Here is a 13,402-nt window from a genome sequence, read left to right on the forward strand (position 1 = left end):
CTCGTGGGTGGGGGCTCGGGCTCGTTGCGGCCCTCGCTCAGAAAATCGTTGTGTCTTGTGGGCTCTGCGGCGCCTAGAGGCCGGTGCAGAAAACCTTCAGGCCGCAGCCTTGCCCTTGGGCAAACTGGGGCCTGGCGCCACGGTGCGCAGCACGCTGTCGATGACGAAGGACTCCCAGTGCACCAGCGCGTCGGGTGTCTCCAGGTCTTCGCCCAGAAAGGCCGACAGCGTGTGCCGGTTGGACATGTAGAAGTAGCCCGTGGCGGCGATCAGCAGGTACACGTCGCGTGCCGACACGTCCTTGCGGAACAGGCCTTGCGCCTGGCCGCTCTCCAGCACCCGGCGGATCACCTCGATGGCGGGCGACGAGTATTCGCGGGCCCGCATCGACTTGGAAATGTGCTTGCCCTTGTGCAGGTTTTCCGTGTTGAGCAGCGTGATGAACTCGGGGTTCTTGCGGTAGTAGCCCACCACGAAGCGGATCACGGCCTGCAGTGCCTCGACCGGTTTGGCGGTGTCCAGGTCGAGCTTGGATTCGGCATCGTTCATGCGCCGGTAGGTTTCCTCCAGCACCTCGATGAACAGGCCTTCCTTGCTGCCAAAGTAGTAGTAGATCATCCGGTCGAACGACTTGGCCGCCTTGGAGATCTTCTCCACGCTGCCGCCTTCGTAGCCGTAGCGCGCGAACACCTTGGTCGCCGCCTTCAGGATGTTGTCGCGCGTGGTCTGCGCGGCCTGCTCGCGCACCCCCGTTTTGCGCACGGTAGGGGATCGGCTGGACGCTGTCCGGGTCTTGGGTGGAGTGGCAGACATGGCGGGTCCTGGTGGGTGGGGCCGGCACCGGGACCTGTTCAGGAGGTCCTCAGTGCGGCCGGGGGATCACTGCTCTGCGAACGCGCGTTCGATCACGAAGTCGCCGGGCTTCGTGGTGTTGCCTTCCTTGAAGCCTCGCACTTCCATCATGTGCTTGAGGTCACGCAGCATTTCGGGGCTGCCGCAGATCATCACGCGGTCTTCCAGCGGGTTGAGCGCCGGCAGGCCCAGGTCGCGGGCGAGCTGGCCGTTCTCGATCACGGTGGTCACGCGGCCCTGGTGCTTGAACTCTTCGCGCGTCACCGTGGGGTAGTACTTGAGTTGCTTGCTCACGATCTCGCCCAGAAACTCGTGCTGAGGCAGCTCGTTGGTGATGTAGTCCTGATAGGCCAGTTCTTTGACTTCGCGCACGCCGTGCACCAGGATCACCTCTTCGAACTTCTCGTACGTCTCGGGGTCGCGCATCAGGCTCAGGAAGGGCGCCACGCCGGTGCCGGTGGAGAGCATGTACAGGCGCTTGGCGGGCAGCAGGTAGTCGATCAGCAGGGTGCCGGTGGGCTTCTTGCCGACCACGATGGTGTCGCCGACCTTGATGTGCTGCAGGCGCGAGGTCAGCGGGCCGTCGGGCACCTTGATCGACAGAAACTCCAGGTGTTCTTCGTAGTTGGCGCTGGCGATGCTGTAGGCGCGCAGCAGGGGCTTGCCGTTCTCGCCGCGCAGGCCGATCATCGTGAAATGGCCGTTGGAGAAGCGCAGAGCGGTGTCGCGCGTGGTGGTGAAGGAGAACAGGCGGTCCGTCCAGTGGTGAACGGAGAGGACGCGTTCTTCAAGAAATGCGCTCATGGTGCTTAGTCGGAAAAGTTGAAAAAACAGAACAAAACTGGCTGAAGGCAAGGTCTGGAGCGCCGTGGAACAGGTCTCAGAACGCGATATTCAGGCCGGAAAGCTTGTGGCTCACAACCCTCCATTGTTCCGCATCTGGCAAAGCCGGCTTTCTTTTGGTGATTGCGGGCAGGCCCGGGGCCAGCTTTTTGTTGAATTCAAGGAAGGCTTCCATGCCCTCGGGCAGGTCATCTTCTGCGTAGATGGCGTTGGCCGGGCACTCCGGGATGCACACCGCGCAGTCGATGCACTCGTCCGGGTCGATCACGAGATATTCGGGACCCTCCTTGAAGCAGTCCACCGGGCAGACATCGACACAGTCGGTGTACTTGCACCGAATGCATGCGTCAGTCACAACGTGCGTCATTTTGGGGCTCCTCGTGCACCGTTTCAGGGGGTGCGAAAACACCATTGCGGACCATGAACGATTGCGCTACATTCGCGATCAATGTAGTGATCACAACATTTAAGTTAAGTGAATGCTACACAAAATGCAATGCACGTACAAGCATTTGAAAAGATGCAATGAATGGGCTCCACGATGACCGAACACACCAAGACCGACGGGCTCCCCGGCATGGATGCGCCAGACCTGCCGCAGGTGCTCGAGCGCGCGCGGCCCCGCAACGAGCGGATGAACGCCGCCAAGGTGGAGTGCAACGCGTGCCCGGTGTTGTGCCAGATCTCGGAAGGCCGTGCCGGGGCGTGCGACCGCTATGCCAACCACGCGGGTGTGCTGGTGCGCGTGGACCCGGTGGTCCTGCTGCGCAAGACGCTGGAAGATGGCGAGGCAGCGCTGGTGCCCTTTGCGGGCCGCGCCGCTCCCGTGGATGCCGACACCCCGGTCGATGTGGCAGCAGGCGCCGCCGTGCAGCCGGCCTGGAGCGGCGACTTGTTGCTGACCGAGGAAGTGTTTGTCACCGGCGTGGGCTCCTCCACCACTTATCCCGACTACAAACCCGCGCCCTTTATCGTGGGCTCCAAGGTCGATGGCGTGGACATGGTCACCGTGGTCACCGAGGGCATCTTCAGCTACTGCAGCTTCAAGGTGAAGATCGACACCGACCGCTTCCTGGGCCCTGAGCAGGCCAATGTGCGCTGCAAGGGCGAGGTGGTGGGCCACGTCACCACGGCCGAATACGGCTCGCAGATGCTGTCGCTCGGCGGCGTGCACCACCTCACGGGCGGCAGCAAGAAGGAAGGGCGCATCGCCAACGAGATGATGCAGCTCTTGGGCAACAAGCAGGCGGTCGAGCTCACCATCGACGGCGGTTCGCAGCTCGTGATTCAGGCCGGGCAGGCGCCCATCGTCAACGGTGTGGCCGAGCGGCGCATGCGCGTGGGATGCGGCTCTGCGGCCATCGGGATCTTTGCGCGCCAGTTCTTCGGCCAGGCCGACGAGGTGGTGGTGGTGGACGACCACATCACCGGCGTGCTCACCGAGCACCAGGCCGGCCGCTGCCTGGACATGAAGCCTTCGGGCATCCAGATGCGCGGGCGCAAATCCACGCCGGGCCGGTATTTTCAGGTGGCCAACCCCGGCACGGGCTGGGGCGGCACCGACATTGCCGACCCGCTGTCCATCATCGAAGGCTGGGACGCGTCAGTCGCCTGGCCGGGGCTGCGCCTGCTCATGACCTCCACCACGGGCGAACACGCAAGCTGGTATGTGCTGGACGAATCGCTGGTGCCGGTGGAGGCAGAAATGCCCGAAGCCGTGCGCCGCATCGTGGACCGCATCGGCGAAAACTGCGAGCCCTCGCTCACATCGGTGCTCTTCCTGGGCGGGGCGGGCGGCAGCCTGCGCGCCGGCGTCACCGAAAACCCGGTGCTGCTGACCCGCTCCATCAAGAACGCGCTGGTCAATGTGACCTGCGGCGGTGCCCCGGCCTATGTGTGGCCCGGCGGCGGCATCACCGTCATGGCCGACGTGCTGCGCATGCCCGACAACAGCTTTGGCACCGTGCCCACGCCCGCCATCGTGGCGCCCATCGAGTTCAGCATGCGCCGTTCGGACTTTGAGGCGCTGGGCGGCCATGGCGAGCAGATCCGCAGCCTGCGCGAGGTGCTGGAGCACGGCGCCTGGCACAACGACGGCGCTCCGCAGGCCCTGTCCTGGCAGGCCCTGCCAGCGGGCAATCCGTGGCCGCTGGGCCGTCCGCCCCTGCTGGGTTGACGGACGCACCATGCAAGCCTGCCGCAACCTTCTGCCCGATGGCCGCTGGCACTTCCAGCACGGCCCCATCGATCTGGTGATCCACGCCGATGGCGACCGCGCCGCCGTGACCGCCGCGCACGAGGGCGCTTGGCAGCGCTTTGAGGGCTTGCTGCAGGAGCTGGTGGACGAGCTGCCGGGGCTGCGCGCGCCGGTGGGCGAAAGCTGCCATGTGCGCGGCGCAGTGGCGCAGCGCATGTGGTGGGCCTGCCATCCATACCGCCGGGGTTTCATCACCTCGATGGCCGCCGTGGCGGGAGCCGTGGCGCAGGAGATTCTTGCCTGCTACGCCCAGGACGGCATCGCGCGCGCCTGGGTCAACAACGGGGGCGATATCGCATTGCACCTTGCCCCCGGGCAGTCGGCCTCGGTGGGGGTGTATTCAGACATTGCCCAGCTCGACGCCTCCCAGCTGCGCCACGGGCTGCTGCTGGACGGCCAGCTGCGCATAGCCAGCACCATGCCGGTGCGCGGCGTGGCCACCAGCGGCTGGCGCGGGCGCAGCCAGTCGCTGGGCATTGCAGACAGCGTCACGGTGCTGGCCCGCACGGCGGCCGAAGCCGATGCGGCCGCCACCGTGGTGGCCAACGCGGTGAACGTGCCGGACGAGCGCATCACGCGCATGCCAGCGTGGCTGGTGCGTGACGACAGCGACCTGGGTGCCATTCCTGTCACGGTGGATGTGCCATCGTTGCCCCCGGCGCAAGTGCAGCGAGCACTGCACCACGGGTTGCGACAAGCGCAAGAATTGCAGTCGCGCGGATTGATCTGGTGTGCACTGCTGGCCTGCCAGGGGCAGTTTGTGGCCACCAGCACGCAGGGCCTGGCGCCCACAGGGCTTCTGGCCGGCGCGGCCACCGGTGAGGCGCTGGTTGGTTCAGTATTTGCTTAACGAATTCACAGGTCAAAGATCACAGGTCCCGACATGATTCAGATACGACGCGTTTTCACCCACCTTGAGGAAATCCGGCACGAATTCGGTCCGGTGGCCGATGTGCCCCTGCTGCGTGGTGCTGTGGGTGCGGTGCTGACCAACCCCTATGCCAGCCGTTACGAGGCGGACATCCTGCCCATGATGGAAGCCCTGCAAGACGTCGGCCTGGACATGGCGCGGCGCCTGCTGGCTGCCATGGGCGTTCCGGCCGAGCGCATCGAAACCTATGGCAAGGGCGCCATCGTGGGATCGGCAGGCGAACTGGAGCACGGCGCGTTGTGGCATGTGCCGGGCGGCTACGCCATGCGCGAGCTGCTGGGCTGGAAGGGCGACCGCAACGCCTACGCCAAGGGCCAGGCCGAAGAAAAGACAGGGCAGCCCGCCAACGCGCTGTCCATCGTGCCCTCCACCAAAAAAGTGGGCGGCCCGGGCGCCACACTCGACGTGCCGCTCACGCACATCAACGCCAGCTACGTGCGCAGCCACTTCGACGCCATCGAGGTGCGTGTGCCCGGCGCGCCACTGGCCGACGAGATCGTCTTCATTCTGGCCATGACCACCGGACCCCGCGTGCACGCCCGGGTCGGAGGCCTTAAGGCGGTAGACATCAGCCAGTGGAACGGCCTGCGCTAGGTCGGGCGCGATAACGCAAGAACGCAGCAACACAAGAACCCAGGAGTACAAGAATGCCCGCCAAGATCCGGAAAATCATTGTCCAGACCGACGAAGTGCGCGTAGAGATGGGGCGCGACATCAACCCGCCGGTGCGCAAGGCCCTGGCCATCGCCGTGATCGAGAACCCCTGCGCCGGCCGCTATGTCGAGAACCTCGATGAGCTCACTGCCATTGGCGAGGAACTGGGCGCGTTGCTCGGCGAGCGCTGCGTGTTGGCGCTGGGCATTGCGCCGGGCCAGGCCCATAGCTACGGCAAGGCGGCCATCGTGGGCGAGGCGGGCGAGCTCGAGCACGCCGCCGCCATCCTGCACCCCAAGCTGGGCGCGCCCCTGCGCATCGCGGTCGAGAAGGGCGCCGCGCTGGTGCCGTCCAGCAAGAAGATCGGTGGGCTGGGCACCGCCATCGACGTACCCCTGGGCCACAAGGATGCCGCGTACGTGCGCAGCCACTTTGATGCGATGGAAGCGCGCGTGGCCGATGCGCCGCGCGCCAACGAGATCGTGGTCGCCATCGTTGTCACCGACAGCGGCCGGCCGCTGCCCCGCATTGGCGGCCTCAAGGCTTCCGAAATTCAGGGCGTCGATGGCCTGCGCTGAGCACGCCCCATTGCGCTACATCGCACTACCATCCTCCATCCCGGCGATCTCCCACACCAACCCCTCACTTTCTTCAGGAGTGTTCCCATGACGATGCGACGAAACCTCATGCGTGCCACGGCGGCCGCCGCGCTGGCCATCACGCTGGCCCCTGTGCACGCACAGGATGTCATCAAGATTGGCGAAATCAACAGCTACAAGGCGCAGCCCGCTTTTCTGGAGCCCTACAAGAAAGGCATGGAGCTGGCGATCGATGAGATCAACGCAGCAGGGGGCTTGCTGGGCAAGAAGGTCCAGCTGGTGATCCGCGACGACAACGCCAACCCGGGCGATGCCGTGCGCGTGGCCGAAGAGCTGGTGTCGCGCGAGAAGGTCGATGTGCTCACCGGCTCGTTTCTGTCGCACATCGGCCTGGCGCTGACCGACTTCGCCAAGCAAAAGAAATTCTTCTTTCTGGCCAGCGAGCCGCTGACCGACAAGATCGTCTGGCAAAACGGCAACCGCTACACCTACCGCCTGCGTGCATCCACCTACATGCAGGTGGCGATGATGGTGCCCGACGCCGTGGCGCTCAAGAAGAAGCGCTGGGCGCTGGTGTACCCCAACTACGAATACGGCCAGTCGGCCGTGGCCACCTTCAAGCAGCTGCTCAAGGCAGCGCAGCCTGATGTGGAGTTTGTCGTTGAGCAAGCGCCGCCGCTAGGCAAGGTCGATGCGGGCAGCGTGGTGCAGGCGCTGGCCGATGCCAAGCCAGACGCGATCTTCAACGTGCTGTTTGGCGCCGACCTCTCCAAGTTCGTCCGCGAAGGCAACACCCGCGGCCTCTTCAAGGACCGCGAAGTGGTCAGCCTGCTGACCGGCGAGCCCGAGTACCTGGACCCGCTCAAGGACGAAGCCCCCAACGGCTGGATCGTGACCGGCTACCCCTGGTACGGCATCCAGACCCCCGAGCACAAGGCCTTCCAGACCGCGTACCAAGGCAAGTTCAACGACTACCCGCGTCTGGGCTCCGTCGTGGGCTACAGCGCCATCAAATCGCTGGCCGAGGGCATCAAGAAGGCTGGCTCCACTGACACCGAAAAGCTCGTGGTCGCGTTCAAGGGCCTACAGGTGATGACCCCGTTCGGCCGCGCCACCTACCGGGCGGAGGACAACCAGTCCACCATGGGCAGCTACGTGGGCCGCACCAAGAACGAAGGCGGCAAGGGCGTGATGGTCGACTACCGCTATGTGGACGGCGCCAAGGTGCAGCCGAGCAACGAAGAAGTCAAGAAGCTGCGCGCGGCAGAGTGACTTCCCCCTGAGACGCTCCGCGTCTCCCCTCTTCTCACGCGCTGCGCGTGGGAAGGGGGCGCAGCCCTCGCTGCGGAGCGGCCCTTGCCCGGTCGCTCTTGCCGGGGCGCGCCAGTTTCATAGGACGTGGGCGGTGCGCAGGTTGCGCCGTGGAGACCAGAGATGAGTTTTTCGAGTTTTATCGTTCAGCTGCTCAACGGACTGGCGGGCGCGTCCTCGCTGTTCCTCGTGGGCGCCGGGCTCTCGCTGATCTTCGGCGTCACGCGCATCGTCAACTTTGCGCATGGCTCGTTCTTCATGGTGGGCATCTACGTGGCGTATTCGCTGGTGGCCAAGCTGGGCACGGGCCTGGCCTTCTGGCCCGCATTGCTGCTCGCCGCCGTGATTGCGGGCGCGTTGGGGGCGGTGGTAGAAGTGGTGCTGCTGCGCCGCATTTACAAAGCGCCGGAGCTGTTCCAGCTCTTGGCGACCTTTGCGCTGGTGCTGGTCATCAAGGATGCCGCACTGTGGATCTGGGGCCCCGAGGAGCTGCTTGGCCCGCGCGCGCCGGGGTTGTCCGGTTCGGTCGACATCCTGGGTCGCCAATTTCCTTCATACGACCTGTTCCTGATCGTCGTGGGCCCGGTGGTGCTGGGCCTGTTGTGGCTGCTGCTCACCCGCACCCGCTGGGGCACGCTGGTGCGTGCTGCCACGCAAGACCGTGAGATGGTCAGCGCACTGGGCGTGAACCAGGCCTGGCTTTTCACGGCGGTGTTTGCGCTCGGTGCCATGTTGGCAGGCTTGGGCGGTGCACTGCAGCTGCCGCGTGAACCCGCCACCCTGGAGATGGACCTCAACACCATCGGCGCGGCGTTCGTGGTGGTGGTGGTGGGAGGCATGGGCTCGATCCCTGGTGCCTACATCGCAGCGCTGCTCATTGCCGAGATCAAGGCCGTTTGCATTTGGCTCGGCGTCGTGGAAATTTTTGGCTACAGCGTGTCGTTCTCCAAGCTCACGCTGGTGGTCGAGTTTCTGGTGATGGCTGTGGTGCTGGTGGTGCGCCCCTGGGGCCTGATGGGCCGCCCGCAGGCCGCCAGCCGCAACACCGGCCTGCCCGAGGCGCCGCTGCGCGCGCCGGACCGCTGGTTCAAGATCGGCGGCATGGCGCTGCTCGCGGTGCTGGTGCTGCTGCCGATGCTCACGGCCGGCTCGCCCTACCTCACCGTGCTGTTTATCGACCTGTTGATCGCTGCGCTCTTCGCGGCCAGCCTGCACTTCCTCATGGGGCCAGCGGGCATGCATTCGTTTGGCCATGCAGCCTACTTTGGTCTCGGGGCGTATGCGGCGGCGCTGTTGGTGCGTTCGGCCGGCATCCCGATGGAGCTGGCCCTGGTGCTGGCGCCACTGGCGGCCGCGGCGGGGGCGCTGCTCTACGGCTGGTTCTGCGTGCGGCTGTCGGGCGTGTACCTGGCCATGCTCACGCTGGCGTTTGCACAGATCACCTGGGCCATCTGCTACCAGTGGGACGGTTTTACCGGCGGCAGCAACGGCCTCACCGGCGTATGGCCGGCCGAGTGGCTGGCGGACAAACGCAACTACTACTACCTGACGCTGGCCCTGGTCGCAGGCAGTGTGCTGCTGCTGCGCCGCATCCTGTATTCACCATTTGGCTATGCGCTGCGTGCAGGCCGCGATTCGGTGCTGCGCGCCGACGCCATCGGAATCGACGTCAAGCGCATGCAATGGACGGCGTTCGTGATCGCAGGCCTGTTTGCAGGCCTGGGCGGATCGCTGTTCGCCTTCTCCAAGGGCAGCATTTCACCCGAGACGCTGCACGTGGGCCGCTCGGTCGACGGCCTGGTGATGGTGCTGCTCGGCGGCATCCAGACGCTGGCCGGCCCCGTGGTGGGCGCGGTCACCTTCACCTGGCTGCACGACACGGTGGCGCGCAACACCGACTACTGGCGCGCGATGCTGGGCGCCATCATCCTGATCCTGGTGCTGCTCTTCCCGCAGGGCATTGCAGGCGCCATCAAGCAGATCTTCGACAACCGGCGCGAAGCCAAACACACCAAGGAGGGCACGGCATGAGCCTCCTCAAAGTCACTGGCCTGGGCAAATCCTTTGGTGGCGTCAAAGCGGTGGACGGCATCCACTTCGAGCTGGCTGCGGGCGAATTACTGGCGCTCATCGGCCCCAACGGCGCGGGCAAGTCCACCACCTTCAACATGGTCAACGGCCAGCTGCCGGCCGACGTGGGCTCCATACAGCTCAACGGCCAGGAGCTGGTGGGCCGCAAGCCCCGCGACATCTGGCGCATGGGCGTGGGCCGCACCTTCCAGATCGCCGAGACATTCGCTTCGCTCACCGTGGTCGAGAACGTGCAGATGGCGCTGATCTCCAGCGACAGCCGCTTGTTCTCGATGTGGCGCAAGGCGGCGGACCACAAGCGGGACGAGGCGCTCGCGCTGCTGGACCAGGTGGGCATGAAGTCCCAGGCCGACCGTCCCTGCAGCGTGCTGGCGTATGGCGACGTCAAGCGCGTGGAGTTGGCCATTGCCATGGCCAACAGCCCGAAGCTGCTGCTCATGGACGAGCCCACCGCCGGCATGGCGCCCAGGGAGCGCAACGAACTGATGGCCCTGACCAAACAGCTCGTGATCGACCGCGGCATGGCCGTGCTGTTCACCGAGCACAGCATGGACGTGGTGTTCGCCTATGCCGACCGCATGATCGTGCTGGCGCGCGGCCGCCTCATTGCCGAGGGCAAGCCATTGGAGCTGCGCGACCACCCCAAGGTGCAGGAGGTGTACTTCGGCACCGGCAAGACCTTCGAGAAGAAAACAGCAGCATCGGCCGCAGCGGCCCCGGCTGCGGAGACGGCATGACCATGAACGTGAACATGACGAGCAGCGCAACGAACGAAGTTCTCCTTAAGGCCCAGGGCCTGCAGGCCTGGTACGGCGCCGCGCAGATCCTGTACGACGTCGACCTGGAAGTGCGCCGCGGCGAGGTCGTGGCGCTGATGGGCCGCAACGGCGCCGGCAAGTCCACCACGCTCAAGACGCTGATGGGCATGCTGGCCAAGCGCAAGGGCAGCATCCAGTTCATGGGCAAGGACCTGTCCAAGAGCGACCCGCACGACGCGGCCCGCCTGGGCCTGGGCTTCGTGCCCGAAGACCGCCGCGTGTTCACCGACCTCACGGTGATGGAGAACCTGGAGGTGGGCCGCCAGCCCGAGCGCCACTGGCCGGATGGCACGGCGGCGCCGGTGTGGACGCCCGAGCGCCTGTTCAAGCTCTTCCCCAACCTGGGCGAGATGCCCCAGCGCCCGGGTGGCCGCATGAGTGGCGGCGAGCAGCAGATGCTGACCGTGGCGCGCACATTGATGGGCAACCCCTATCTGGTGCTGCTCGACGAACCCTCCGAAGGTGTGGCGCCGGTGATCGTCGAGCAGATGGCCCAGATGATCCTGGAGCTCAAGGACCAGGGCGTGAGCATCCTGTTGTCCGAGCAGAACATGCACTTTGCTGAGCTCGTGTCCGACCGGGCGTACGTGCTCGAAAAAGGCCAGATCCGCTACCAGGCCTCGATGGCCGATCTGGCCGCCAACGAAGAGGTGCGCAGGTCCTACCTGAGCGTCTGAAGGAAGAATCCCCCGGCCTGGCCCCACCGGGCGATGGCCGATCTGCCAGTGCGTTACCTACCGGAGTGTTCGCCATGATGATGATCCCCGCCCAGCGCCGATTCTTCCTTCAATCTGCAGCCGCCTTCACGCTCACGGGGGCCGGCATGCCCCTGGTGTGGGCCGCGGGCAAGATCAAGCCCGGGGAGCGAGCGGCCTTGATCGTGGTCGATGTGCAGAACTGCTTTGTGCCGGGCGGCACGCTGCCGGTGGCCAAGGGCGACGAGGTGGTGCCGGTCATCAACCGCATCGCCACTGCGTTCGAGAACGTGGTCGTCACGCAGGACTGGCACACGCCGGGCCATGCCTCCTTTGCCAGCGCGCACGCTGGCAAGAAGCCCTTCGAGACCACCCAACTGAGCTACGGCCAGCAGGTGCTGTGGCCCGACCACTGCGTGCGCGGCACCGACGATGCGGCGCTGCACAAGGACCTGAAGCTGCCCCAGGCCCAGGTGATCCTGCGCAAGGGCTTCCACGAGCATGTGGACAGCTACTCGGCCTTCGAGGAAGCGGACCGCAAGACCTCCACCGGCCTGGCCGGGTACCTGAAGCAGCGCGGCATCAAGACCGTGTTTGTCACCGGCCTGGCCACGGATTTTTGCGTGGCCTGGACGGCGCTCGACGCCAAGCGCCTGGGCTTTGAAACCTATGTAGTGGAGGACGCTTGCCGCGGTATCGACCTCAATGGCTCCCTCGCTGCAGCGTGGAAGCAGATGAAGGCCAAGGGGGTCAAGCGCATCCAGTCGGACGACATTGCCGTGGCCTGACGCGGGAACACTTTGCCGCTGCAATAGCGGGCTTGACCGTCGGCATGGGACTTGCGTCAGCTCGGTCACGCCGGCTCCACCGGCGGCGCGTACCGTCGTTTGACGGTTTCACAACAACCCCTGATAAATGGTTGCGAAACCCCGCACATTGAGGGGACACTGCCACCTTTGATGTAAGGAGCGTTTCATGAAGTTTCGTGCGATGGAGAGTGGGCGCACCGACCGCAGGGCTGTGCTCATGACCCTGGCCGCCACGGCCCTGGGCAGCGCGGGCACGGCTGCGGCGGCGGAGACCGGCGTGACGGACAACCGCATCAAAGTGGGGCAGTCCGCCGTGTTCACCGGGCCGGCCAAGGACTTCGGCGTGGACTACAAGGCCGGCATTTCGCTCGCCTTCGACAAGGTCAACAAGGGCGGCGGCGTGTTGGGCCGCACGCTGGAGCTCGTCTCGCACGACGACGCTTACGAGCCCAAGAAAACGGCCGAGAACACCGCACGCCTGATCGATGACGACAAGGTGTTTGCCCTCATCGGCTACGTGGCCACGGGCAACCTTATCGCCGCCATGCCGCTGGCCGAGAAAGCCGGCGTGCCGATGTTCGCGCCGCTCGTGGGCACCACGTCGTTTCGCACCAACCACAACCGCTACCTGTTCCATGTGCGCGCCAGCTACGAAACTGAGCTGCGCAAGATCGTCGGCCACCTGGCCACCCTGGGCATCACCAACATTGCCGTGGTCTACCAGAACAGCGCGTTCGGCAAATCCAACCTCGACACCTGCCTGCAGATCGCGCAGGGCCTGAAGGTCAAGGTGGTCGAATCGGTGCCGCTCGAGATTGCCGCCACCGACGCCAAGCCCCAGGTCGCTGCGCTCACCAAGGCCCAGCCAGGCGCGGTCGTGATGATCATGGCCGGCAAGATGGTGGAAGTATTCCTGCGCGACTACCGCACGGGCGGTGGCGCTGCGCCGCTGTACACGATCTCGGTCGGCATCACCGATGCGCCCGGTTCGGCCCAGCGGCTCAACGGCGGGCTGGAAGGGCTGGTCACTGCCAGCATCGTGCCCTCGCCGCAGGCCAGCCGCCTGCCCATCGTGGCCGACTACCGCAAGGACCGCGTCGACGCCGGCGAGAAGATCGACAGCTACACCATGCTGGAGGGCTACATTGCCGCGCGCGTGTTCGTGGAAGGCCTCAAGCGCGCCGGCCGCAACCTCACGCGCGAAGGCTTCATCAAGGCCATGGAAGACATGGGCACCACCAAGATCGGCGACTTCCCGTTGCAGTACGGCCCGGGCAACCACAATGGCTCCAACTTTGTGGATCTGGAGATGTACACGCGCACCGGTAGCCTCAAGCGGTGAGATGAAGCTCCCCCTGTGCGGCTGCGCCGCTTCCCCCTCTCTCTTGCATCGCTGCGCGATGCGGGAGGGGGACGACGCCCTCGCTGCGGGGCGGCCCTTGCTCGGCGTCCCTGGCCTGGGCCGCGCCGGTCTCAAAGAAGCTTGCTGATGGCCGCACCGCGGTGAGTTGAAGCCTCCGAAGAGACAAAGAGACAAAGAGA

Annotated in this window: 13 protein-coding genes; 10 read left to right on the top strand and 3 right to left on the bottom strand. The window is 65.4% G+C overall.

Features of this window, described 5'->3' with window-relative positions:
* Positions 1-96 precede the first annotated feature (96 nt).
* The 3 genes from ACSQ3Q_RS01200 to fdxA form a co-directional block, all read right to left on the bottom strand.
* On the bottom strand, positions 97-813 hold the full coding sequence (locus tag ACSQ3Q_RS01200; protein WP_436132620.1) for a TetR/AcrR family transcriptional regulator: 717 nt from the start codon (positions 811-813) through the stop codon (positions 97-99).
* A 66-nt stretch (positions 814-879) separates the two neighbouring features.
* Positions 880-1,656, bottom strand: a complete 777-nt coding sequence (locus ACSQ3Q_RS01205) for a ferredoxin--NADP reductase (RefSeq protein ID WP_436132621.1) — start codon at positions 1,654-1,656, stop codon at positions 880-882.
* A gap of 76 nt (positions 1,657-1,732) precedes the next feature.
* On the bottom strand, positions 1,733-2,062 hold the full coding sequence (gene fdxA, locus ACSQ3Q_RS01210) for a ferredoxin FdxA (protein WP_436132622.1): 330 nt from the start codon (positions 2,060-2,062) through the stop codon (positions 1,733-1,735).
* Between the two features lie 174 nt (positions 2,063-2,236).
* Here fdxA and ACSQ3Q_RS01215 point away from each other — a divergent pair, with 174 nt between their 5' ends.
* The 10 genes from ACSQ3Q_RS01215 (at position 2,237) to ACSQ3Q_RS01260 (ending at position 13,202) form a co-directional block, all read left to right on the top strand.
* Positions 2,237-3,871 (top strand): 6-hydroxynicotinate reductase, encoded by a 1,635-nt coding sequence (locus ACSQ3Q_RS01215; RefSeq protein ID WP_436132623.1) that lies wholly within the window; start codon positions 2,237-2,239, stop codon positions 3,869-3,871.
* Between the two features lie 10 nt (positions 3,872-3,881).
* Positions 3,882-4,802 (top strand): UPF0280 family protein, encoded by a 921-nt coding sequence (locus ACSQ3Q_RS01220; RefSeq protein WP_436132624.1) that lies wholly within the window; start codon positions 3,882-3,884, stop codon positions 4,800-4,802.
* A gap of 33 nt (positions 4,803-4,835) precedes the next feature.
* Entirely contained in the window at positions 4,836-5,477 is a 642-nt protein-coding gene (locus ACSQ3Q_RS01225) for an amino acid synthesis family protein (RefSeq protein ID WP_436132625.1), read from the top strand.
* 53 nt (positions 5,478-5,530) lie between these two features.
* Entirely contained in the window at positions 5,531-6,115 is a 585-nt protein-coding gene (locus tag ACSQ3Q_RS01230; RefSeq protein WP_436132626.1) for an amino acid synthesis family protein, read from the top strand.
* An 87-nt stretch (positions 6,116-6,202) separates the two neighbouring features.
* Entirely contained in the window at positions 6,203-7,408 is a 1,206-nt protein-coding gene (locus ACSQ3Q_RS01235; protein WP_436132627.1) for an ABC transporter substrate-binding protein, read from the top strand.
* Between the two features lie 162 nt (positions 7,409-7,570).
* On the top strand, positions 7,571-9,478 hold the full coding sequence (locus tag ACSQ3Q_RS01240; RefSeq protein WP_436132628.1) for an ABC transporter permease: 1,908 nt from the start codon (positions 7,571-7,573) through the stop codon (positions 9,476-9,478).
* Complete coding sequence (locus ACSQ3Q_RS01245; RefSeq protein ID WP_436132629.1) at positions 9,475-10,275, top strand: ABC transporter ATP-binding protein; 801 nt, start codon at positions 9,475-9,477, stop codon at positions 10,273-10,275. The genes ACSQ3Q_RS01240 and ACSQ3Q_RS01245 overlap by 4 nt, the downstream gene beginning before the upstream one ends.
* Before the next feature lie 2 nt (positions 10,276-10,277).
* Entirely contained in the window at positions 10,278-11,033 is a 756-nt protein-coding gene (locus ACSQ3Q_RS01250; RefSeq protein ID WP_436136910.1) for an ABC transporter ATP-binding protein, read from the top strand.
* Positions 11,034-11,113: 80 nt separating this feature from the next.
* Complete coding sequence (gene pncA, locus ACSQ3Q_RS01255) at positions 11,114-11,839, top strand: bifunctional nicotinamidase/pyrazinamidase (protein WP_436136911.1); 726 nt, start codon at positions 11,114-11,116, stop codon at positions 11,837-11,839.
* Positions 11,840-12,026: 187 nt separating this feature from the next.
* Positions 12,027-13,202, top strand: a complete 1,176-nt coding sequence (locus tag ACSQ3Q_RS01260) for an ABC transporter substrate-binding protein (protein ID WP_436132630.1) — start codon at positions 12,027-12,029, stop codon at positions 13,200-13,202.
* Positions 13,203-13,402: the final 200 nt, after the last annotated feature.

This window comes from Acidovorax sp. LjRoot129 (genome assembly GCF_964253765.1).
Lineage (GTDB): Bacteria > Pseudomonadota > Gammaproteobacteria > Burkholderiales > Burkholderiaceae_C > Acidovorax.